This window comes from Rheinheimera sp. 1928-s (genome assembly GCF_029269265.1).
GTDB lineage: Bacteria > Pseudomonadota > Gammaproteobacteria > Enterobacterales > Alteromonadaceae > Pararheinheimera.
Map to the genome: position 1 here is coordinate 512,591 of NZ_JARIXP010000002.1, position 23,523 is coordinate 536,113.

Below are 23,523 nucleotides of genomic sequence, written 5' to 3' on the forward strand. Positions count from 1 at the left end.
TCAGTTATGACTTCAATCATCTACGAACATCCGCTGAACGAAAAAGTACGCACCTATTTGCGGGTTGAGTACTTGTTTCAGCAAGTCACTAAGTTGCTACCACTGGAAACAGAATGGCAACAGCAGGGCTTTTTTACCTCACTATTTTCGTTGATTGAAGTATTGGAACGTAATGATGTTCGCCCTGACCTGATTAAAGATGTGGAGCGTTGCGAATCAGCTTTGGTGAACTGGTCGCGTCATCCTGCAATTTCAGATGAGATGCTGCAAAGCATGTTACAAAAAGCGGTGCGGTTACAAAGTGACTTATTGCGTTGCGGAAAATTTGCCAATAGCTTAAAAGAAGATAAATTCCTCGCCCCACTGCGCCAACGTTTTTTCATCCCCGGTGGCACCTGTTATTTTGATTTGCCTCAACTGCAATACTGGTTTTCTCAGCCTTTAGCTCAACGTAAAAAAGCGGCGGTGGAATGGCTGGATCAACTCTTTCTGGTTGAAACTGCCATTTCTTATGTGTTGACCTTTATTCGGGAGCGCGGCCAGTTTAAAGAGTTAACCGCTGAAAATGGCTTTTTCCAAAGTAACACCGAGCAGTTTGAATTACTGCGCATTGAGTACTCCATGGAATACCAAAGTTATCCCACCATCAGCGGTAACAGATACCGCTATGCGATACGTTTTATGCAGCTTTGCGACAGCTTAGGCCGTACCACTATGGATAAAGCTATTCCTTTTAAGCTAGCTTGTTGCTAACCCAATCAACAAACAGTTGGTCATTCGGGACGGGCGGGTACAAGACCCGCCCCTACTATTTATGCTCGCCTGAATTCTACAGTCTGCGGTACACTAGCGCACTTTTGTAAAGGCTGATGGAGAAATACTAATGGCAACTATCGTTAAATGCCCGACCTGCCAGAAAGAAGTCGTCTGGGGTCCTGAATCCGCTTTCCGGCCTTTTTGTTCTGACCGTTGTCGTTTAATAGATTTAGGCGCCTGGGCCAATGAAGAACATAAAATACCGGATAAAGGCCGTGCTGACTTACCACTATCTGAGCAGCAATTAGAACAGTTAGAAAATGAGTTACTGGAGCAGGATAACGAATTTTTTAAATAAATGGTTCAATTGTAGGGGCGACCTTTATGGTCGCCCGTCTACCCGTTCAAACCGATCCCAAACGGCCGTTACGGCTGCCCAAATTCAGTAAGAAGTTTGTCGAGTATCGGCTGATTGGCATCAGGGAACTGATACTGGCTCAGCTCAGACAAAGGCACCCAGCGCACTGGCTGGCCTTCCAGACCTTTTGCTTCGCCTGCAAAGTCTTGCACCAGATGGATATCCAGCAATACTGTTTTTTCAGGGTAGGCATACTGCAGTTCAAACCAAGGGTTTGAAGCTGCAATATCCAGATCGACTTCTTCTTTCAGTTCACGCGCTAAAGCCTGGCTGGTGGTTTCACCGGCTTCCACTTTACCACCCGGAAACTCCCAGCGGCCGCCCTGATGCAGCTTATCCGGGCGCAGCGCTAACAACACCTGTTGATCCTTTAAAATCACACCAACAGCCACATGAACCACTTTGAGCGTCATGCCTTAAACCAACTTACCGTGACACTGCTTGTATTTTTTGCCAGAGCCACAAGGGCACGGATCGTTACGGCCTACTTTTTCCGCATCACGAAACACAGCAGAAGGGCTGGTTTGCGGCACTTCAGTCGCCACTTGTTCCATTTCCTCGTGCTGAAATTGCATATCAGTGCTTTCCGCTTTACGACGTTGATCTTCTACAGCATCCACGTCTTCAGCAGCGCGAATTTGTACCCGTGATAATACACCAATAACGTCCAGCTTCAGGTTGTCCAGCATAGTAGAGAACAACTCAAAAGCTTCACGCTTGTATTCCTGCTTCGGGTTTTTCTGCGCGTAACCACGCAGGTTAATACCCTGACGCAGATGATCCATAGCTGCTAAATGTTCTTTCCAGTGCGTGTCTAAGCTTTGCAGCATCACTGATTTTTCAAACTGACGCAGTACTGCAGGACCAACCATATGCTCTTTCAGCTCGTAAGATTTATCCACGACTTCGTGGATTTGCTCACGCAGCTTCTCTTCAAACAGTTTTTTATCGTCAGCTAACCATTTGGCAATAGGCATGTCGATGGAGAAATCAGCGCGGAAACGCGCTTCTAAGCCCGGAATATCCCACATCTCGTCCAGAGACTGAGGTGGAATGTATTGGTCCAGCACAGAGGCCACCACATCGTGACGAATCGCATTGATAGTTTCAGAGATATCAGCCGTATCCATCAGCTCGTTACGTTGCTCATACACCACTTTACGCTGGTCGTTTGCTACGTCATCAAATTCCAGTAATTGCTTACGGATATCAAAGTTACGGGCTTCTACTTTACGTTGAGCGTTTTCGATAGCGCGACTGACCCACGGATGCTCAATAGCTTCGCCAGGTTCCATACCCAATTTACGCATCATGCCAGCCATACGGTCTGAAGCAAAAATACGCATTAAGGCATCGTCCAACGACAGGTAAAAACGTGAAGAACCAGGATCGCCCTGACGACCTGAACGACCCCGTAACTGGTTGTCGATACGGCGCGATTCATGACGTTCAGTACCAATGATATGCAAACCACCAGACTCAATCACAGCGTCATGGCGTTTTTGCCACTCTTGTTTCACTTGTTCAATCTGCTCTGCACTGACCTCACCTAAAGCCGCCAGTTCAGCCTGTAAATTACCACCCAGCACTATATCTGTACCACGACCCGCCATGTTAGTGGCGATAGTCACAGTGCCTGGTTGACCGGCCTGAGCAATAATTTGTGCTTCGTTGGCGTGGAACTTAGCGTTTAACACCTGATGCGGAATTTTTGCGTCGTGCAACAATTTCGACAGGTATTCAGAACTTTCAATAGACGCAGTACCCACCAGAATAGGGCGCTTCAGTGCACGGTTCTCTTCAATGTCTTTGATAATAGCCTGATACTTTTCTTCTACGGTCAGATACACCAGATCAGGCATATCGTTACGCACCATAGGTCTGTTGGTTGGGACTACTATGGTTTCTAAGCCGTAAATAGACTGGAACTCAAAAGCTTCAGTGTCTGCAGTACCAGTCATACCCGCCAGTTTGTCGTACAAACGGAACAGGTTCTGGAAGGTAATAGAAGCCAAAGTCTGGTTTTCGTGGTTAATACGAACCCCTTCTTTGGCTTCAATGGCCTGATGTAAACCTTCAGACCAGCGACGGCCTTCCATAGTACGGCCTGTATGCTCATCAACAATAACGATTTCGTTATCCTTGATCACATAGTCCACGTCTTTCTTAAACAGGTTATGCGCGCGTAAAGCGGCATAGGTGTGATGCAACAGAGTAATATTAGCGGCTGAGAATAAAGAGTCGCCCGGCTGAATTAAGCCCAGTTCCTGCAGAATTTCTTCCACACGAATTTGACCCAGTTCAGTCAGATAAATTTGTTTGGCTTTTTCGTCTATGGTGAAATGACCATCACCCATAGCGCCTTCTTCGTCTTCTTTTTCCTGCTTAACAAGCTGAGGAACCACAGTGTTGATTACGCGGTACAACTCTGAGCTGTCTTCCGCCTGACCAGAAATAATCAGCGGAGTACGGGCTTCATCTATTAAGATAGAATCCACTTCATCGATAATGGCATAAGCTAAATGGCGCTGAACCCGCTCTACTGACGAAAAGGCCATATTGTCGCGCAGATAGTCAAAACCAAATTCGTTGTTGGTACCGTAAGTGATATCTGCATTGTAAGCGGCTTGTTTGTCCAGATGTCCCATGCCAGGCACGTTGACACCTACAGTTAAGTCTAAGAAATCAAATAAAGGCGCGTTGGTTTGTGCATCGCGACGAGCTAAGTAGTCGTTCACAGTAATAACGTGTACAGCCTGACCACCTAACGCATTTAAGTACGCTGGCAAAGTAGCAGTTAAGGTTTTACCTTCACCTGTACGCATTTCTGAGATTTTGCCCTGATGCAGCACTATGCCGCCAATCAGCTGCACATCGAAATGACGCATGTTGAATACACGCTTACTGGCTTCGCGCACTGTGGCAAAAGCCTCTGGTAATAAATCATCCAGTGTGGCGCCATCTGCAACACGCTGTTTAAATTCAGCAGTTTTTAATTTGAGTTGTTCGTCGGTCAGGGCAACAAAAGAAGGTTCCAGGCTATTAATCAGATCAACCGTTTTTTTCAGCTTTTTTAAATAACGATCATTACGACTACCGATTAATTTGGCGAAAAATTTTCCAAACATTTTATAAATACCACTTCTTGGTTGAGACTCGCTCCGAGTCCGGCCTGAGCCATTATTACCCACATCTCTGAAACTCCGGCTTCAGGAAACTGGGTATGTATTATTGAATACGGCGATTAACAAACATCATAGGGTCAATTTGCTGACCATTTTTCAGTACTTCGTAATGCACATGTGGGCCGGTTGAACGACCAGTGCTGCCCATAATGGCAACTTCCTGACCTTTGGTTACCATCTGCCCTACCTGAACAGTGGTCTCTTTGGCGTGGGCATAGCGGGTGCGGTACCCATCGCTATGCTCAATTTCTACCATTTTACCGTAACCAAAACGTTCGCCAGCCCAGGTGACTATACCACCTGCTGTAGCGAAAATAGAATCACCTTCCCTGCCAGCAAAATCTACCCCACGGTGCACTGCGGGTTCTCCGCTAAATGGATCACTGCGCACACCAAAACTCGACGATAAATAACCACTTAATACAGGGCGGCCCGATAACTGAACGCTTTTTCCTATATGGTGATTCAAATCCAGAGATTCAAGCATCGCAAAACGGGTTTGTTCTGATTGCAGGTTTTGTTCTAACTCATTGAGCTGTAACAATACGGCGTTCAATTCAGCCAGACTGATTTCAGTAGAGGTTTGCGCAGGTCCACCCATGGCAGGATCCTGATGCAGGTTAAACTCTTCAGTCGATAAATTAGCGGCGTCAATTAACCGTTCACCGACCATATTCAGTCGGTTCACCTGAGCCTGCAGTGTTGCCACTTTGGACGTCAACGCAGCCAGCTGATTTTCAGCGCGACGGCGAATATCAGCAATCTCCTCAGTTTCAGCAGCACGGCTTAGCTGTGCTTTTTCAAGTTCAGCATTACCTTTCTGAAACAGATTCGCAAAAGCTGCTCCTGCACCAGACGCAATACAAAAAAGTAAGACGGCCGTGACTGTCAGTTGCGATGGCGTACTGCCAAAGCTGAAGTGGCGATGTCGGCCACGATAGAAAACTGTTACACTCATGCAACCTCAGTATAAATTCATAAGTTAAGATGGCGCGCTATTCTCAGAAACCAGTGGATCTAAGTCAGTTGCTGCAACAAAGCTCTTTGTTGTCGACCATGCAGCATGCCGATCTGTTGCGCCAACTTAATACCGAATTAGCGCAGTTTCTGCAACTGGATCCATCCGGTTTTTGCAAAATTAGTACCATAAAAGCGGGTCGCTTAGTAATTTTATGCCAATCGCCTGCCTGGGCAACCCGGCTGAAAATGCAAAGAGAGGCCATTCTAGACAATTTCCGCCAGAAAATCTTGCCGGATTTAGCAGGAATCGACATTGAAGTGTCGCCCAATACCCAGCTGCAGTATGTCAAAGCGGAAGAAATCAAAACTGAAGGACCTAAAATATCTGAACAAGCTGCGGTGTATTTACTGGCTTTAGCACAAAACAGTGAAGGTGAGTTAAAGCAGAAACTACAAAGGCTGGCAGAGCTGGCTCAAAAGCCTGGCTCTGCCCCCAAGACTTAGGCCAGCTGTGGCGCTAAGTACGATATCGGCATTTGCGCTTCTTTGTCGAAGCTGACAAATTCCCAGTTCGCCTGATCAGCAAGTACTGCAGACAATAACTGGTTGTTTAAAGCGTGGCCCGTTTTATAAGAACGAAACTCGCCCAGAATGCTGTAACCGGCCATGTATAAATCACCGATTGCATCCAGAATTTTATGTTTAATAAATTCGTCTTCATAGCGCAGACCGTCCTGGTTTAATACCCGGAACTCGTCCAACACCACGGCGTTATCAAAACTGCCGCCTAACGCCAGATTATTGGCGCGTAAATATTCAATATCCTGCAGAAAACCAAAAGTACGGGCACGGCTGATGTCTTTAATAAAAGACGCAGCAGAGAAGTCGAGCTTCATGCGCTGTTTGGTTTCTGAAATCACAGGGTGATCAAAGTCGATGGCAAAATCCATACGGAAACCGTGATGTGGCACAAACTCAGCCCACTTATCACCGTCTTCAACCCGTACTTTTTGCTTAATACGAATAAACTTTTTGGCTTTTTTCTGCTCACTGACACCGGCTTCCAGTAACAGGTAAACAAAAGGGTTGGCACTGCCGTCCATAATAGGAATTTCAGCAGAGTCGACTTCGATAAACAAGTTATCGATGCCTAAGCCTGCCACTGCAGCCATTAAATGCTCAGTGGTGGACAGGCGTACGCCGTCGTCGTTGATCAAACAGGTACACATCACAGTGTCGCCCACTAATTCAGGGCTGACTTTAAAATCAACGATCGGGTTCAGATCGACACGCCGGAAAACAATACCGGTATTATCAGGAGCAGGCCGGAGAGTAAGCGTAACCTTTTCTCCCTTGTGTAAACCCACCCCGATCGAGCTGATTGATTTTGCAATGGTACGTTGTTTAATCATATTTTTTCCTGTTCAAATATTGAACAAATCCAAAATGGCGGCGAAGCATAACATAGCTGACCAGCTATGCCAACCTTTGGGCCTTTTGTAAGCTGACTGAAAATCAGTCAGCTTGTTTACGTAAAAACGCTGGAATATCGAAAATATCGATGTTCGCTTGTTTCTCCGCTACTGGCTTACTTTGCACATTTGGTACTTCTAACGGAGCCTGTGACATATCACGGGCGGCGTTACCCTGATGATGAGCATAGCTTGTACCAGCATTGCCATAAACGTGCGCTGAACGAACTGGTTCATGACGGTGATTTGGTACCAGGCTGATATCAGGCTTACGCTCTGCACCTATACCTGTGGCAACCACAGTGACACGAAGTTCATCCGACATATCAGGATCAATCACAGCACCTACGACCACAGTCGCATTTTCTGAAGCAAAAGCTTTCACTGCATTACCTACAGTTTCAAACTCTTCAATGCTGATATCCAGGCCTGCCGTGATATTCACCAGAATACCCTTAGCACCTGATAAATCGATATCTTCCAGTAACGGGCTGGAAATGGCTTGTTCAGCCGCTTCTTCAGCACGATCCGGACCTGAAGCACGGCCAGTACCCATCATCGCGGTACCCATTTCTGACATCACTGTACGCACGTCGGCAAAGTCGACGTTGATCAGACCTGGACGAGTGATCAACTCTGCAATACCTTGTACCGCGCCTAACAATACGTTGTTTGCCGCTTTAAAGGCGTCCAGCAGGCTGGTGCCTTTACCTAAGACTTTTAATAACTTGTCGTTAGGGATAGTGATCAGTGAATCCACATGTTTTGCCAGCTCAGCAATACCTTCGTCCGCATAAGCTAAACGCTTTTTGCCTTCGAATGGGAATGGCTTAGTGACAACAGCCACAGTCAGAATACCCATCTCACGGGCAACTTCAGCCACTATTGGAGCAGCACCAGTACCAGTACCACCGCCCATACCGGCAGCGATAAAGATCATGTCCGCGCCTTGCAGCGTTTTCTTAATAGTTTCACGGTCTTCTTCTGCAGAACGACGGCCTACATCAGGGTTAGCACCAGCGCCTAAACCTTTAGTCACGCCAGCACCCAGTTGCAGAGTCATATGGGCAGAAGAGTTACGTAGCGCCTGCGCGTCGGTATTGGCAGCAATAAACTCAACACCTTCGATGTTGCTTGCAACCATATACTCAACAGCGTTACCGCCACCACCACCAACACCTATTACTTTAATGACAGCTTCTTCGCTGTGGTTTTCCATTAACTCAAACATAGCTCTCTCTCCGTTTTAGTACGCTTACTCAAAAAAGTTAAAATTCGCCTTTAAACCAGCTGGTGAGTCGTTTCACCATGCCGCCGACTGACTCGCGGGCAGCGACAGCTTTTTTCTGCTGGGTCCGCATGTCTTTTCCATAAATCAATAAACCCACTACGCTGGCGTAGGCCGGGTCCTGTACATATTCTCTTAAACCTGTAATGCCAATGGGGTAACCCAACCGCACCGGCATCTGGAACACATCTTCAGCAAACTCAATGGCACCTTCCATTTTGGCGGTACCGCCCGTCAGTACTATGCCTGCAGCAATTTGCTCTTCCAGGCCACTGCTTCGAATTTCTTCCAGCACCAGTTCAAACAATTCCTGATAGCGAGGTTCTACTACTTCAGCCAGGGTATGACGTGACATGCTGCGGGCCGGGCGACCGCCCACGCTTGGCACTTCAATGTTTTCTTCTTTACCTACCATGCTGCGCAGTGCACAGGCGTATTGCACTTTGATATCTTCGGCGTGGCCTAAAGGCGTACGGAAGATTTTGGCAATATCGCTGGTGACCTGATTACCGGCCACAGGGATCACTGCGGTATGGCGTAAAGCGCCATTAGTAAAAACAGAAATGTCGATAGTGCCGCCGCCCATATCAACGACGCAGACACCCAGCTCTTTTTCATCATCCGTCAGCACCGCATAGCTGGATGCCAATGAAGAAAAAATCAGCTGGTCGACATGCAGCTCGCAGCGCTCAGCACATTTTTCGATATTTTTTGCCATATCATTGGCACAAGTGATGATGTGAGCCTTGGCTTCCATCCGCACCCCTGACATGCCGATTGGGCTTTTAATGCCTTCCTGCATGTCGACTGAAAATTCCTGTGGCAGCACATGCAACATGCGACGCTCGGCCGAAATAGGCACTGACTTGGCGGCATGAATGACGTTGATCACATCTTCAGCTGTCACTTCAGCATCATTAATAGGCACCATGCCACTTTCGTTCTGGCAACGAATATGCTTACCGGTAATGCCTAAATACACAGAAGACACGCGGCAATCGGCCATCAGTTCGGCTTCTTCCACGGCGCGGCGCACAGACTGCACCACCAGGTTCAGATCGTTGACACCACCTTTGTCCATACCACGGGCCACATGAGTACCCACACCAACAATACTTAACTGATTGTCAGCGGTAATTTCGCCCACTAAGGCTTTAACCTGTGCTGTGCCTATATCTAAGCCAACGATAAGATCACGTTCTGTCGACTTTGTCATCTTGTTCTCTTTGTTCTGGCGCTTCGACCCAACGTACAGCGACGCCTGTGTCATAACGCAAATCAACTTCGGCAACTGCCTGAGTTTTATGTTTACTAATCACAGGGTACAAATCGATAAACCGCTGCACCCGCTTTGCCGTATCTTCACGGCCCAGAGTCAATTGAATGCCCTCTGCTAAATTCAGTTGCCAGGCCTGACGGGCTGACACTGTGAGTCCTGTTGCCATATGCTGATGGACGGTCAGCATTTGATTCAATTGATTGAACATGGTCAGTGCATCCTGCTCGGCCCCGTCCGGACCTTGTAACTTTGGCAATGACTGTTTTAGTTCAGCCACAGGAGCGACAAAGAGTTGACCTTGTTGATTGAGTAAATATTGGTCATTCCATACCGCCACTGGCTTATGTTCAGTCACCACCACCACGAGCGTATCAGGCCATTGTTTGCGCACGGCTGCCTGAGCGACCCAGGGTTGTTGCTGCAGAAACAGCTGCACCTGATCCACGTTCAAATTAAAAAAGTTACCCAGATACTGTTGTTGCAGCTTTTGGTTTAACCCTGCTGCTTCAATCTGAGAAAAATCGCCATAGACCTTCACTTGCTGGATAGGTGCACTTTGTTGATCCTGACTCCAGAGCCAGATCTGATACCCCATCCAACAAACAAACCAGACGGCAAAACAGAAAAAGGCCACACCAGCCCAAAAGGCTTTGTTCACAGGTGTTGCTTCTGTCTTGCCGTTTTTAGTCATAAGGTCTGTTCTAAAATCTGCAGAACTAACTGCTCAAAACTCAGACCCGCTGCCTTAGCCGCCATCGGCACCAATGACTTCTCTGTCATACCAGGCACAGTGTTCACTTCCAGCAGATAAAAATTACCCTGTTCGTCCAGCATTGCATCGACACGCCCCCAGCCCGATGCGCCCACAGCAGTAAAAGCTGCTGCAGCTGCTTGCTGTAAAAACGCGGTCTGGTCGGCTGTTAAAGGCGCAGGACAAAGGTATTCAGTACTGTTGGACTGATACTTGGCTTCATAGTCATAAAAAGAGCGGGGAGTACGCATTTCAACAATAGGCAAAGCCTTACCGTTTAATACAGTCACAGTAAATTCGCGGCCCTGGATCCACTGTTCAACCAGTACATCAGCATCGTATTTAGATGCCACAACCAATGCCTGTTCCAGCTCTTCGGCAGTGCTTGCTGCACTCATGCCAATACTGGAGCCCTCATTGGCTGGTTTCACCATCACTTTACCAGCTAATTGCTGCAAAATATCCTGATAATTCAGTTGCTTTCCAGCTTCAGCCACTAAAAATTTTGCAGTAGGCAAACCTTGCGCCTGAAACAGCCACTTGCAACGGATTTTATCCATCGCCAAGGCAGAACCTAAGACGCGGCTACCTGTGTAAGGTAAGCCCATCAGCTGCAAAGCGCCCTGCATAGTACCGTCTTCACCACCACGGCCATGCAGTACGATAAATACGCGGTCAAAACCAGCTACAGTCAAAGCACTTAAAGGCTGCTCTTTAGGGTCAAAAGCATGGGCGTCGACACCTTGCTTTTGCAAAGCAGCCAGCACAGCGGCACCAGAACGCAACGAGACTTCGCGCTCTGCCGAGGTTCCACCCAACATCACAGCCACTTTGCCAAATTTGCTGCTCATACTTCAAGCTCCCTCGTTTGGTTTTAATACAGAAATTGCTAATTTAGTTGCCGCCAGTTGTTTGGCCAGCGCGCCTATATTGCCAGCGCCCTGAGTCAGCAGCACATCACCGTCCTGCAACACATCAGCTAAAGCTGCAGGCAAGTCGGCAGGCGTCGCCACATAAATAGGATCAAGCTGACCACGGGCACGAATAGAGCGGCATAAACTGCGGCTGTCAGCACCTGGAATAGCGGCTTCGCCTGCGGCATAGACTTCAAGCAATAACAATAAATCGACAGACGACAGCACTTTGGCGAAATCTTCGTATAAATCACGGGTTCTGGTGTAACGGTGTGGCTGATAAGCCATGACTATACGGCGCTCTGGCCAGGCGTTACGTGCTGCAGCCAACGTAGCTGCCACTTCGCTTGGATGGTGACCATAGTCATCGACCAGCAGCACTTTGCCACGGCCTGTATCAAACTCGCCGTACTGTTCAAAGCGACGGCCTATGCCTTCAAACTTTTTCAGTGCGGCTAAAATGGACTCCGTGGCTATGCCTTCATCTTTGGCTACAGCAAAAGCTGCGGTTGCGTTTAATGCATTGTGACGGCCGGCTAAATTCAGCTCAATCTGGCTGGCAGCGCCGTCTTTATCGGTAATGACAAAATGGCTTTGAGTACCGGTTTGGCTGAAGTCACTGATGACATAATCCGCATCTTCACTAAAGCCATAAGTAATGACAAAACGGCCAATTTGTGGGATCAGCTCACGCACGACGGCATCGTCGATACACATCACGGCCACACCATAAAATGGCAGGTTATGGCAAAACTCCAGGTAGGTGGCTTTCATTTTTTCAAAGTCACCCTGATAAGTTTCCATATGATCAGGTTCGATATTGGTGATCACCGACGCCATAGGCTGCAAATGCAGGAAAGAAGCGTCGCTTTCATCCGCTTCGGCAATTAAATAACGGCCAGCGCCTAAACGTGCATTGGTGCCTGCAGAATTCAGTAAACCACCAATGACAAAAGTAGGGTCAGTGCCGGCTTCGGCAAAAATAGAAGCTATTAAGCTGGTGGTCGTGGTTTTACCATGGGTACCGGCAATAGCAATACCATGGCGAAAACGCATTAATTCAGCCAGCATTTCAGCACGACGCACTAGCGGAATACGGTGTTCTATCGCAGCAGCTACTTCCGGGTTATCGGTTTTTATCGCACTGGAGACGACCACTACGCTGGCACCTTCGATGTTTTCGGCCTTATGACCAATCACAATACAAGCACCTAAGGACGCTAAGCGGTCAACCACAGGATTTGGCGCTATATCCGAACCCGACACTTTATAACCTTCATTGACTAATACTTCGGCAATACCACCCATACCAGCGCCGCCGATCCCCACGAAGTGGATCCGCTCTACTCTGCGCATAGCATTTTTCTTTTGTTGTTTTGTATTGCTCATTTAGCCTTACCTGTTACTTCACCACAGACTCTTACAACTTGTTCTGCGGCATCATCTATTGCTGTTCTGCGGGCATTATTTGCCAAATGACGCAGCGCACTTTTGTCCTGCAACCAGGACTGGAGCAAAGGCAGCAAAGCGCCTTTACTGAATTCGTTTTGTGGCAGTAACACCGCCCCTTGTTTTTGCACTAACCAGCTGGCATTGGCCGTCTGGTGATCATCAATAGCAGAAGGCAAAGGCACAAAAACTGCTGCTACTCCGGCACAAGCCACTTCAGAGACTGTTAGAGCACCAGCGCGGCAAATCACTAAATCAGCCCAGGTGTAAGCAGCAGCCATATCTTCAATAAAAGCACTGGCACTGGCCTTTAACTCAGGCAAAGCGGCATAGGCTTGCTGCACTTGCTGTTCCATCGCCTTACCCGTCTGATGCCGTATTTCCAGGGCACCAGCCTGAGAGGCTTGTGCAAACAAAGCAGGCAACTGCTGGTTAAAGACTTGCGCACCTAAACTGCCACCTACCACTAATACTTTTAAACTTGGTGTTGGCGCCTGCAGTTGCTTTTGACCAGACACAGCCAGCACTTCAGCACGAACAGGGTTACCTACCACCAATCTGTCTTTGCGATCAGCAAAAGCCTGTGGAAACGCCACTAATACTTTTTTGGCAATGCGGGCCAATAATCTGTTGGTGGTGCCAGCTACTGCATTTTGCTCATGCACTATTAATGGCTTACCCGCTAACCAGGCGGCTAGGCCACCAGGGCCACTGGCATAACCACCAAAACCCAATACCAGATCAGGCTTAAGTTGCTTGACCAAGGCACGGGCCTGACTGACAGAGCGCCATAGCATCAGCGGCGCTTTGACTAAGCTGTTGAACCCCTTACCCCGTAAACCAGCCACAGCAATGCTATGGAATGGGAAACCAAACTTCGGCACTAAAGTCGCTTCCATCCGATCGGCTGTACCCAGCCAATGAATGTTCCAGCCTTGTTGCTTCAAAAGTTCAGCTACAGCTTTGGCCGGGAAAATATGACCACCAGTGCCACCCGCCATAATCAGCGCTGTTTTTTGCTTTTGATCAGAAGTTTGCATCAGCTCAGGCATGAGGACCTCCGCTGATGGCATGTCGACCTTTCAGTCGGACTTCAAAATCAATGCGCAATAACAAAGCTGCGGCCACCATCATAATAATTAAGCTACTGCCACCTGAGCTGATAAAAGGTAAAGTTAAACCTTTAGTGGGCAGCACGCCGCTGGCTACACCCACATTGACGCAGGTTTGAAAACCAATCCAAATCGCCAGTGCATAAGCTAAAAAGCCATGAAAACTCATGCCTTTAAACAAGGCTTTGTTGCCAATCCATAAAGCGCGGCTGACCAGTAAAAACAGCAAGCTTAGAATGACAAACACACCTATAAGGCCGGTTTCTTCTGCAATCACCGCAAAAATAAAGTCGGTATGAGCTTCTGGTAAATACTCCAGTTTTTGTACACTGTTGCCCAAGCCCTGTCCAAACCAGCTACCACGGCCAAAAGCCATCAGCGATTGTGTCAACTGGTAGCCGTTACCAAAAGGATCGGCCCATGGATCTAAAAAGGAAGTGACACGACGCCAGCGGTATTCGCTGTACACAATCAACACACCAATAGCGGCTAAACCTGTGAAAATTAAACAGAAAAACTGCCATAACTTAGCACCAGCCAAAAACAGCAACACCACAGAAGTGGCAAACATCACAATCACTGTGCCCAGGTCTGGTTGCATCAGTAAAAGTACTGCCAGAATAAACAGGATAATCAAAGGTTTGATAAAGCCTTTCAGGTTTTCCCGCACTTCTTCATGGCGGCGTACCAGGTAACTGGCCAGATAAACAAAAAAGAATAATTTGGCAGGTTCTGCCGCCTGAATATTAATAGGGCCAAGTGCCAGCCAACGGGTTGAACCATTGACGTTACGGCCAAACAACAACACAGCGATCAGCAATACCAAAGCCAACATCAGTAATAAGATATTGGTGTTATGCCACCAGGACACAGGCACGTTCAACACCACATAGGACGCAGCTAAACCTATCACCAGATACACCAAATGCCGGATAGTGAAATGCATCGGATTACCATGCAAACGTTCAGCCACAGGTACTGAGGCGCTGGTGACCATAATAATGCCCACTCCAATCACCAAAGCCAGTAACACCAGAAACAGCTTGTCGTAGCTATTGGCTTCATCACGTTGCCACCACGACGCTATTGCTTCGCTGGGCGAAGGGATCAGGTTCATCAGCATTTGCTTCATAACCACACCTTCTGCACAGCGGCAGCAAACTGCTGGCCACGGTCTTCGTAGTTTTTAAACATATCTAAGCTGGCACAAGCAGGTGATAACAACACCAAATCATTTGTAGTGGCCAGCTGAGCTGCAGTTTTTACTGCAGCCATTAAATCTTTCACTTCAAAGCTGCCAGCTTTCAGTGCAGCAATGGCTGGACCGTCTTGTCCAAAGGTGATTAAGTGATCGACGTCACGATTTAGCACTGTTGCCAGTTCACTGAAATCAGCACCTTTGCCATCACCACCTGCTATTAAAATCAGTTTGCCTGCAACTTCAGGGCGTAAACCCGCAATAGCAGCCAAAGTAGCGCCCACATTAGTGGCTTTGGAGTCGTTGACCCAACGCACAGCTTTATGATCCAGCACTAACTGGCAACGGTGAGGTAATGAGGTAAAGGTCTGCAGCGCTTTGACTAAGCCTTCACGGCTTGCCCCGGCGGCTAAAGCTAAAGCACAGCTAGCCAAAGCATTAAACTGATTATGCAAACCGACAATGGTCATATCGCGCACTGGCATTAGAGGCTCACCTGCAACTAACAACCAGCTTTCGCCCTGATGCTGAACCACGCCGTAGTCAGAACCCGCTAAATCTAAAGCCAGAGCAGGCATCGAAGTTTTTGGCGTTGTTAAGGCATCGGCTTTATTGTAAATCGCCAGATCTGTGCCCTGATACACCCGTTGTTTGGACGCAGCATAAGCGGCCATAGTGCCGTATCTATCCATATGATCTTCAGTCACATTGAGAATACAGGCGGCTTTGCTTTGTAAAGAATGGGTGGTATCCAGCTGGAAGCTCGACAGCTCAAGCACAAAAACGTCGGCATCACTTTGCAGCGCATCCAGAATAGGCAAACCAATATTGCCCGCAGCCACAGCACGTAAGCCGGAGCACTGCAGCATATGGGCGGTTAAGCTGGTGACAGTGGATTTACCATTGGCACCGGTAATAGCTAACACAGGTTTCTGGTTTTGCAGTGCAAACAGCTCCACATCACCAATCAGATGAGCACCTTGTGCCAAAGCAAAACGTATAGCCGGATGTTTAGGGTCTAAGCCGGGGCTGACCACCAACACATCCATATGAGCTAAACGGTTGGCGTCCAGTTCACCTAAATAAATACCGTCCACTTTGTCGGCCGGAATTTGATCCAGCCCTGACACTTTTAAGCGGGTATCCATTAGTACAGGTTTGACGCCTTGTTTCAGCAAAAAGCGTACTGTGGCCAGACCTGAAAGGCCTAGTCCTATCACAGCAACACGTTTTCCCTGGAACAACTTAGCGTTCATTCTTTATCTCAGTTTTAAAGTTGCTAAACCAATCAACACAAAAATGACTGACAAAATCCAGAACCGCACAATAACGCGGGGTTCAGGCCAGCCTTTTAACTCGTAATGGTGGTGAATAGGTGCCATGCGGAAAATGCGCTGGCCGCGTAACTTGTACGAACCAACCTGTAAAATCACCGACACGGTTTCCATCACAAAAACACCGCCCATAATAAAGAGCACTATTTCCTGACGGACTAAAATGGCGATCACGCCCAATACAGCACCTAAAGCTAAAGACCCCACATCGCCCATAAAAACCTGAGCCGGATAGGTATTAAACCAAAGGAAACCGAGACCTGCGCCGACCAGCGCAGCACAGACCACCACCAGTTCACTGGCATGAGGCAGATAAGGAATATTCAGGTAGTTGGCGAAATTCACGTTACCGCTGGCGTAAGCGATAATGGCAAACGCAAAGGCCACCATAATGGTTGGCACTATGGCTAAACCGTCTAAACCGTCGGTTAAATTCACCGCATTACTGGTACCCACAATAACGAAGTAACACAAAGCAATGTAGATAAAACCCAGCTGTGGCAGCACATCTTTAATAAAAGGCACCACTAAACTGGTTTCAGCCGGGCGTTCTGCCGTGGCATACAGGAAAAAGGCGATAGCGATGGCAAACAAGGACTGCCAGAAGTATTTCCATTTGGCGATGAGGCCTTTTGGATCTTTACGCACTACTTTGCGGTAGTCGTCAATAAAACCAATCCAGCCAAAGCTTATCAGGGTAAAAATCACCACCCAGACGTATTTATTGCCAAGGTCGGCCCACAGCAGAATACTGGTCAGCACTGAAGCTAAAATCAGCAAGCCGCCCATAGTCGGAGTGCCTTTTTTCGAGAAATGGCTTTGGGGGCCATCATCACGCACTGTTTGACCTATTTGCAGTTGTTGTAACTTAGCAATCAGCTTGGGGCCAAAATACAGGCTCAGCATTAAGGCGGTTAAAATACCCAGAATAGACCTGAAGGTCAGGTAACTGAATACGTTAAAGGCATTGATATATTGAGTTAAATACTCGGCTAACCACACTAACATGAGCTGATCTCCTGCTGACATCTTTCTAGCAAGTCCTGCACCACCAATTCCATTTTGGCGCTGCGCGAACCTTTGACCAGTACGGTGCTACTCGACTGTTCATCAAGGATCGGGCTTAACTTTTGGATCAGTTGCTGACGGGAACTAAAATGGGCCCCTTGGCCGTTAAATAAATCACTGGCGCTCTGTGATAACACACCCAAGGTGAATAACAGATTAATTCCCTTTTGTTTGGCGTATAAACCTACTTCTTCATGGTACAAACGGGCATCTGCGCCCAGTTCCCCCATATCGCCAAAGACTAATACTCTGAAACCCGGATAAGTCGCCAATAAGTCGATAGCGGCCTTGGTCGATTCAGAGTTCGCATTGTAGGTATCGTCAATCAGACGTAATTTGTCGCTGGCTTGCGTCACATTAATCCGGCCTTTGACCGGTTTCATTGCAGCTAAACCTAACTGCACATCGGTCAGGCTGGCACCTAGCGCCAAAGTAGCAGCTGCTGCAGCCAACGCATTGGCCACGTTATGTTTTCCTGGCAACACCAGCTGAATAAAAATGCTGCCTTGTGGGCAGACTAAATCAAAGCTGGCACAACCTTGTTCATTCAGCACTACATGTTCAGCGGTAAAATCGGCCGCCTGAGTGCTGCTAAAGGTCAGTACTTTTTTATCCTGTAACCGCTTTAACCAATAATCAGAAAACTCGCTGTCCAGTGGCACTATAGCCACGCCATCCTGACCTAAAGAGCCATAAATTTCGCCTTTGGCACGGGCTACACCAAACAAGTCACCAAAACCCTCCAGATGGGCTGCTGCCACATTGGTGATAATGGACACTTCAGGTTTCACCAACGAAGAGGTGTAAGCAATTTCACCTAAATGATTGGCGCCCAGCTCCATCACAGCGTACTGATGCTGCTCTGTTAAACGTAATAAGGTTAAAGGCGCACCAATATCGTTGTTAAAGTTACCGGCAGTCGCCAGCACATTACCGATACGATCTAAAATGGCGGCCATCATTTCTTTCACTGTGGTTTTACCGACACTGCCAGTTACAGCCACAGATTTAGGGTTGACCTTTTGTTTCACTGCCGCGCCTAAAGCCCCTAAAGCTAAGCGGGTGTCAGCAACAATAATTTGCGGCACTGCCACATCCAACTGCTGCTCCACAATTAAAGCGACTGCACCTTTAGCAATAACATCAGCAGCAAACTGATGCCCATCAAAGTTCGGGCCTTTTAAGGCAATAAACAAATCGCCCTGAGTAATATTGCGGCTGTCTGTGCTGACGCTCTGAATTTGAATATCAGCGCCAACCAGTTGTCCCTGCACTAACTGTGCTATTTCTTTTGTTTGTAAAGGGATCATAAAGCAGTCTCCGTCACCAGTTGTCGAACAAAAGCGCGTTCGTCATAAGGCAAAACTTCATGGCCAATGATTTGATAATCTTCATGGCCTTTACCGGCGATCAGTACCAGATCACCAGCCTGGGCTTGTTCTAAGGCAGTGCGTATCGCTGCCTTACGCTCGGTGATCAGCTGATACTGCTGTTGTGTGCAACCTGCAGCTATATCCAAACAAATCGCCATTACATCTTCAGTGCGTGGATTGTCGGCGGTAATAATCAGTTGATCGGCTAAACGTTCTGCAATAGCGCCCATTAAAGGCCGTTTACCTTTATCGCGGTCACCACCACAACCAAACACCACCCAAAGCTGGCTCTGACAATGGTTGCGAACTGCAATTAATGTTTGTTCCAGCGCATCAGGCGTATGGGCGTAATCCACCACAGCCATCACTTTACGATGAGCTTGATAAAACTGTTCGATACGGCCAGGCACACTGCATAATTGCTCTGCAGCCCCAACTAAAGCCTCAAAGCTATGGCCTAATTGCAGCATGGCGCCAAAAGCTGCCAATACGTTTTGAATATTAAATTCACCCAGCACTTTCAGCTGCAGCTGCTGTTGGCCTAAATGGCTGCTTAAGCGGAACTGATAACCCAGCGGGGTGATTTCCAGTTGGTCGTAAGCCAAATACTCGCTATAACCCTGGCAATCTTTTAACTGGCCATAAGCCAACACAGGAAGAGTGCAGTCAGCAGCTAACTGACGGCCAAACTCGTCAGAGATATTAATCACAGCTTTTTTGGCTAAATCCGCTTTAAACAGCAAGGCCTTGGCTTCGCCGTACGCCTGCATAGTGCCGTGATAATCCAGATGATCGCGGGTTAAATTGGTAAACACTGCCACTTCAAACTGCAAACCAGCCACACGCTGTTGCACCAAGGCATGAGAGGAAACTTCCATCGCCACCAGCGCTTTGCCTTTGGCTGCTGCGGAGGCCTCAATACGGTGAAGAATACGGTGAATATCCACCAGATGAGGCGTAGTGTTATTCAGTGCCGTCAAATTGCGATAATCGCCATAGCCTAAAGTTCCAATCACAGCAGCTTGTTGCTCCAACAGCACAGCCAGTTGATTGACAAAAATTGCAGTGCTGGATTTGCCGTTGGTGCCGGTAATACCCACAAGTTGCTGCGCTTGATGCGGATAAAAAGCAGCAGCTAAAGCGCTCAGCAGTTCAACTAGCTTAGGTATAACCACAATGCGCTGATCATTCAGCGCAGGCTGAGTGTCGGTTAACACCAACGCAGCTCCAGCATCTAAAGCCTTTTCAACAAACTGATTGCCATGAGTTTTAGTGCCAGGCAAAGCCAGAAACACGTCCCCCTTTTGCACCTCTGCACTGTTAATCCGTAAATTCTGTAATGGCAAAGCAGCCACAGCAGTGGGCAATTGGATAGCAAAAGGAGTTAGCCATAGCTGGAGTGAGTTAACCTGCATTGGGCACCTCACTGATTTTGCTGATACGACTGTCGTTGGCATCAGGCGCAATATTCAGTAACTGCAAAGCAGCACCCGATACAGCGGAGAACACAGGAGCCGCTACTTCACCACCGTAATAATAATCGCCGCTTGGTTCATTGATAATGACCACCACAGCAATACGAGGGTTTGAAATAGGGGCCACACCCGCAAAAGAGCCAATGTAATTAGTGCTATAACCACCTATACCAGCTTTTTGCGCAGTACCAGTTTTACCACCTACACGATAACCTGGCACTGCCGCTTTTTTCGCAGTACCACCTGGGCCAACTACAGCTTCTAACATAGCAACCATATTGTCGGCATGTTGCTCGCTGATCACTCGCTCACCTAAAGGCTTTTTGTCGCTTTTAAAAATAGATAAAGGGTAAGCCACGCCACCATTGGCAATAGTGGCGTAAATACGAGCCAGCTGCACAGCGTTTACAGTAAAGCTATAACCAAAGGACACTGTAGCTAAGGCATGTTCGCCCCAACGGCGTTGTTCACGCAACACACCAGGGGTTTCGCCCGTCAGACCTAAACCTGTTGCTGAACCCACGCCCATCTTGTAATACATATCAAGGAACTTGTCGGTAGGCATACCTAAAGCTAAACGAGTAACACCTATGTTGCTGGACTTGCGCATAATGCCGGTCAGGTCCAAATCACCATAACCTGTAGTATCACGCACCAAGCGGCCGCCAATACGCACAGGGCCATAGCCTGTAGAAATCACCGTATCCATAGTGGCAGTGCCATTTTCCAATGCGGCTAAAACAGGTAATGGCTTAATGGTGGAGCCAGGCTCGAAGGTGTCAGTGATGGCACGGTTGCGGTATCTGTTGCTGTCACTATTTTTTCTGTTGTTTGGGTTGTACGAAGGAGCATTGGCCAAGGCCAGCACTTCGCCATTATGCACATCAACGACAACAACAGAACCTGAAGTCGCACCAAACTGCATCACAGCTTTTTTCAGCTCACGGTAAGCTACGGCCTGAATACGTTGATCTATGCTCAGCTGAATATTGTTTGACGCCTGACCATCAGTTTGTGACAAAACTTCAACTTCACGGCCTTTGGCATCTTTGCGGATGGTTTTTAATGCAGGTTTGCCGGTTAAAACGTCGTTAAACTGACGTTCAATACCTTCCATGCCCTGATCGTCCACATTGGTAAAACCTAACAGATGCGCAGTGACTTCACCGGCCGGATAATAACGGCGGGATTCCTGCTGAAAGGCAATGCCCGGAATTTTTAACTGTTTGATGTAATCGACAGTGGCAGGGCTGGCCTGACGCTGCAGATAAACAAAACGTTTGGAGTCGTCGGCACCAATTTTGTCCGATAATTGCTGCGGGCTGATTTGCAGCATATCCGCCAGCGCATGCCAGCGACGTTCGTCAATTTTATGCCTGCTGCGCAGTACCAGCTGTGGATCCGCCCAAACAGATTGAACAGGTACACTGACCGCCAGCTCTTCGCCATTACGGTCTAAAATCATGCCACGCATCGCAGTATCAGATTTCACCCGCAGCGTACGCATATCACCTTGTTCCAGCAGCATTTCAGGTTCTAACACCTGCAAATAAGCCGCACGAACAATCAGTGCGCTGAATACTGCCAATAAGGACACAATTACAAAAGCAAAACGCCAACTGATGACAGTCGGCTGTTGATTCTTTTTCGCCTGCTTTTTAGGTGCTGCTGGTTTCTTTATCATGGTTCCTGCACCACCACATCTTGCGGGCCGCTGGGCCTGACCATATTGAGTTTGGTCGCTGCCAGCTCTTCCACCCTGTTGTGTTCAGACAGAGCTCTTTGCTCCAGCAACAAGTTGCGCCACTCCATTTCCAGGGTGTCACGCTGTTGCAGTATTTTATCTTCATACATCGTCAGTTGGCGGTTCATATGAGTGAACTCCACCACAGCCAGAGCTGAACCTAAACAGCACAACATCAGCACCAGCAACAACTTGTGCTGCCAGATATCGCTGATGATTAGACGGTTCAGTTTGATAGCACTCATGCGGTTTTCTCCGCAATACGTAATACAGCGCTGCGGGCTCTGACGTTGTTTTCCAGTTCTGCATCCGACGGCATAATAGCTTTGCCAATTAGTTTTAATGGGGTGTACAGATTCAGTTGATCTTGCGTCAGGGGTAAACCTTTAGGAATGGCAGCGCCTTTGCTTTTTAAACGCATAAACTGCTTTACCATCCGATCTTCCAGCGAGTGGAAGCTAATTACCGTTAAACGGCCACCAGGTTTTAATACATGCACAGCAGCTTCCAGCGCAGTTTTGATCTGGTCCAATTCGCTGTTGATATAAATACGAATGCCCTGAAAGCTACGAGTCGCAGGATGTTTTTTCTCTTTGTGGCTTTTTGGTACTACTGTGCTGATTAAGCTGGCCAGCTGAGCTGTACGGGTCAGTGGTTGCTCACTGCGGCTGTCCACTATGGCGTTAGCAATACGCCAGGCTGATTTTTCTTCGCCGTATTCACGTAATACAAAAGTAATGTCTTCGACATCTGCTTTTGCCAGCCAGTCGGCAGCTGAAATACCCGACGTTGGATCCATCCGCATATCCAGCGGGCCATCACGCATAAAGCTGAAACCACGTTCAGCATCATCCAGTTGCGGCGAAGACACACCTAAATCCAGCAATATACCGTCGACTTTACCAGTAATGCCATGGTCTTCAGCAATTTGGGCCAAGGCAGCAAAAGGGCTGTGAGTAATAGAAAAACGTGGGTCGGCCAATAAAGGCTGGGCTGCGGCAATAGCAGCAGGATCGCGATCAATACCGTATAAACGGCCTTGTTCACCCAGTTTAGATAAGATCACTCTGCTGTGACCACCGCGGCCAAAAGTGCCGTCGAGATAAATCCCGTCGGGTTTGATGGCTAATCCGTCTATGGTTTCAGCCAATAAGACAGAGATATGGGCGCTTTGATCCATTAGAGTACAAAATCCTGCAGCCGCTCTGAGATCTCGGCGTCGACGGACATATCACGTTCAATTGCCATATCTTCGGCAACACGTTTATTCCACGTCTCTTCGTCCCAGATCTCGAATTTGTTAAGTTGTCCGACTAAGCGGATGTTTTTTGTCAGGCTGGCATGGCTTCTTAGTGGCGCAGGTAATAGAATGCGGCCGCTTTTATCCATGTCACAATCTGACGCGTGGCCTATCAATAAACGTTTAAAGCGCAGCTCTTGTGGGTTCTGATTGGATAAACGCTGCAATTGTTCTGCAACCTCTTCCCATTCAGGCAGTGGATACAGCAGTAAACAAGGATCTTTGGTGTGAATAGTACAAACCATGGCGCCTTCTGCATCAGCAAATAAGGTATCGCGGTAACGCGTTGGAAGCGCTAACCGACCCTTATCATCCAATGTTAAAGAAAACGACCCACGGAACATATTAATCCCACTTCATTGTTGTTTGATCCTGATATTTGATCCACAAATACCCACAATTTCCCACTGATGTACAGTTTAGGGCCGCAGAAGAAAGCTTGTCAAG

At 47.9% G+C, this 23,523-nt stretch carries 22 protein-coding genes; 3 read left to right on the forward strand and 19 right to left on the reverse strand.

Annotated features, from left to right (window positions below; genetic code table 11):
- Positions 1 to 6: 6 nt before the first annotated feature.
- Together zapD and yacG are read left to right on the forward strand one after the other, a co-directional pair.
- On the forward strand, positions 7 to 753 hold the full coding sequence (zapD, locus tag P3C17_RS07175; RefSeq protein WP_300928769.1) for a cell division protein ZapD: 747 nt from the start codon (positions 7 to 9) through the stop codon (positions 751 to 753).
- A gap of 130 nt (positions 754 to 883) precedes the next feature.
- On the forward strand, positions 884 to 1,114 hold the full coding sequence (yacG, locus tag P3C17_RS07180; RefSeq protein WP_127025899.1) for a DNA gyrase inhibitor YacG: 231 nt from the start codon (positions 884 to 886) through the stop codon (positions 1,112 to 1,114).
- Positions 1,115 to 1,182: 68 nt separating this feature from the next.
- On the opposite strand, the gene mutT is transcribed toward yacG, so the two are convergent.
- The 3 genes from mutT to P3C17_RS07195 all read right to left on the reverse strand — a co-directional run bounded on the left by mutT (position 1,183) and on the right by P3C17_RS07195 (position 5,317).
- Entirely contained in the window at positions 1,183 to 1,587 is a 405-nt protein-coding gene (gene mutT / locus P3C17_RS07185) for an 8-oxo-dGTP diphosphatase MutT (RefSeq protein WP_300928770.1), read from the reverse strand.
- Positions 1,588 to 1,590: 3 nt separating this feature from the next.
- On the reverse strand, positions 1,591 to 4,302 hold the full coding sequence (gene secA / locus P3C17_RS07190) for a preprotein translocase subunit SecA (protein ID WP_300928771.1): 2,712 nt from the start codon (positions 4,300 to 4,302) through the stop codon (positions 1,591 to 1,593).
- Positions 4,303 to 4,402: 100 nt separating this feature from the next.
- Positions 4,403 to 5,317: a M23 family metallopeptidase gene (locus P3C17_RS07195; protein WP_300928772.1), complete on the reverse strand. Its 915-nt coding sequence runs from the start codon at positions 5,315 to 5,317 to the stop codon at positions 4,403 to 4,405.
- Between the two features lie 29 nt (positions 5,318 to 5,346).
- Here P3C17_RS07195 and P3C17_RS07200 point away from each other — a divergent pair, with 29 nt between their 5' ends.
- The gene (locus tag P3C17_RS07200) at positions 5,347 to 5,823 is read left to right on the forward strand and encodes a DciA family protein (protein WP_233078741.1); all 477 of its coding nucleotides are present in this window, start codon (positions 5,347 to 5,349) and stop codon (positions 5,821 to 5,823) included.
- On the opposite strand, the gene lpxC is transcribed toward P3C17_RS07200, so the two are convergent.
- The 16 genes from lpxC to mraZ all read right to left on the reverse strand — a co-directional run bounded on the left by lpxC (position 5,820) and on the right by mraZ (position 23,420).
- Positions 5,820 to 6,731, reverse strand: a complete 912-nt coding sequence (gene lpxC, locus P3C17_RS07205) for a UDP-3-O-acyl-N-acetylglucosamine deacetylase (RefSeq protein WP_233078740.1) — start codon at positions 6,729 to 6,731, stop codon at positions 5,820 to 5,822. The two genes, P3C17_RS07200 and lpxC, sit on opposite strands and share 4 nt — an antisense overlap.
- Positions 6,732 to 6,834: 103 nt before the next feature.
- Entirely contained in the window at positions 6,835 to 8,022 is a 1,188-nt protein-coding gene (gene ftsZ, locus P3C17_RS07210; RefSeq protein WP_233078739.1) for a cell division protein FtsZ, read from the reverse strand.
- 37 nt (positions 8,023 to 8,059) lie between these two features.
- Positions 8,060 to 9,295, reverse strand: coding sequence for a cell division protein FtsA (gene ftsA, locus P3C17_RS07215; protein ID WP_053424145.1), 1,236 nt, complete (start codon positions 9,293 to 9,295; stop codon positions 8,060 to 8,062).
- Positions 9,273 to 10,049 (reverse strand): cell division protein FtsQ/DivIB, encoded by a 777-nt coding sequence (locus P3C17_RS07220; protein WP_300928773.1) that lies wholly within the window; start codon positions 10,047 to 10,049, stop codon positions 9,273 to 9,275. The genes ftsA and P3C17_RS07220 overlap by 23 nt, the downstream gene beginning before the upstream one ends.
- Positions 10,046 to 10,960 carry a D-alanine--D-alanine ligase gene (locus P3C17_RS07225; RefSeq protein WP_300928774.1) on the reverse strand — a complete coding sequence of 305 codons (915 nt, stop codon included), beginning with the start codon at positions 10,958 to 10,960 and terminating at the stop codon, positions 10,046 to 10,048. The genes P3C17_RS07220 and P3C17_RS07225 overlap by 4 nt, the downstream gene beginning before the upstream one ends.
- A 3-nt stretch (positions 10,961 to 10,963) precedes the next feature.
- Entirely contained in the window at positions 10,964 to 12,412 is a 1,449-nt protein-coding gene (gene murC / locus P3C17_RS07230) for a UDP-N-acetylmuramate--L-alanine ligase (protein ID WP_300928775.1), read from the reverse strand.
- On the reverse strand, positions 12,409 to 13,524 hold the full coding sequence (gene murG, locus P3C17_RS07235; protein WP_300928776.1) for an undecaprenyldiphospho-muramoylpentapeptide beta-N-acetylglucosaminyltransferase: 1,116 nt from the start codon (positions 13,522 to 13,524) through the stop codon (positions 12,409 to 12,411). Before murG ends, murC begins: the two co-directional genes overlap by 4 nt.
- Positions 13,517 to 14,716 carry a putative lipid II flippase FtsW gene (ftsW, locus tag P3C17_RS07240; RefSeq protein ID WP_300928777.1) on the reverse strand — a complete coding sequence of 400 codons (1,200 nt, stop codon included), beginning with the start codon at positions 14,714 to 14,716 and terminating at the stop codon, positions 13,517 to 13,519. Before ftsW ends, murG begins: the two co-directional genes overlap by 8 nt.
- Positions 14,713 to 16,038 (reverse strand): UDP-N-acetylmuramoyl-L-alanine--D-glutamate ligase, encoded by a 1,326-nt coding sequence (gene murD / locus P3C17_RS07245; RefSeq protein WP_300928778.1) that lies wholly within the window; start codon positions 16,036 to 16,038, stop codon positions 14,713 to 14,715. The genes ftsW and murD overlap by 4 nt, the downstream gene beginning before the upstream one ends.
- A 3-nt stretch (positions 16,039 to 16,041) precedes the next feature.
- Complete coding sequence (gene mraY, locus P3C17_RS07250; protein ID WP_300928779.1) at positions 16,042 to 17,124, reverse strand: phospho-N-acetylmuramoyl-pentapeptide-transferase; 1,083 nt, start codon at positions 17,122 to 17,124, stop codon at positions 16,042 to 16,044.
- Positions 17,118 to 18,494, reverse strand: coding sequence for a UDP-N-acetylmuramoyl-tripeptide--D-alanyl-D-alanine ligase (gene murF, locus P3C17_RS07255; RefSeq protein WP_300928780.1), 1,377 nt, complete (start codon positions 18,492 to 18,494; stop codon positions 17,118 to 17,120). The genes mraY and murF overlap by 7 nt, the downstream gene beginning before the upstream one ends.
- Positions 18,491 to 19,972: a UDP-N-acetylmuramoyl-L-alanyl-D-glutamate--2,6-diaminopimelate ligase gene (locus P3C17_RS07260; protein ID WP_300928781.1), complete on the reverse strand. Its 1,482-nt coding sequence runs from the start codon at positions 19,970 to 19,972 to the stop codon at positions 18,491 to 18,493. Before P3C17_RS07260 ends, murF begins: the two co-directional genes overlap by 4 nt.
- Entirely contained in the window at positions 19,962 to 21,716 is a 1,755-nt protein-coding gene (locus P3C17_RS07265) for a penicillin-binding transpeptidase domain-containing protein (RefSeq protein WP_300928782.1), read from the reverse strand. The genes P3C17_RS07260 and P3C17_RS07265 overlap by 11 nt, the downstream gene beginning before the upstream one ends.
- Positions 21,713 to 22,021, reverse strand: coding sequence for a cell division protein FtsL (gene ftsL / locus P3C17_RS07270; protein ID WP_300928783.1), 309 nt, complete (start codon positions 22,019 to 22,021; stop codon positions 21,713 to 21,715). Before ftsL ends, P3C17_RS07265 begins: the two co-directional genes overlap by 4 nt.
- The gene (gene rsmH / locus P3C17_RS07275; RefSeq protein ID WP_300928784.1) at positions 22,018 to 22,956 is read right to left on the reverse strand and encodes a 16S rRNA (cytosine(1402)-N(4))-methyltransferase RsmH; all 939 of its coding nucleotides are present in this window, start codon (positions 22,954 to 22,956) and stop codon (positions 22,018 to 22,020) included. Before rsmH ends, ftsL begins: the two co-directional genes overlap by 4 nt.
- Complete coding sequence (mraZ, locus tag P3C17_RS07280; RefSeq protein ID WP_008900104.1) at positions 22,956 to 23,420, reverse strand: division/cell wall cluster transcriptional repressor MraZ; 465 nt, start codon at positions 23,418 to 23,420, stop codon at positions 22,956 to 22,958. Before mraZ ends, rsmH begins: the two co-directional genes overlap by 1 nt.
- Between the last annotated feature and the right edge of the window lie 103 nt (positions 23,421 to 23,523).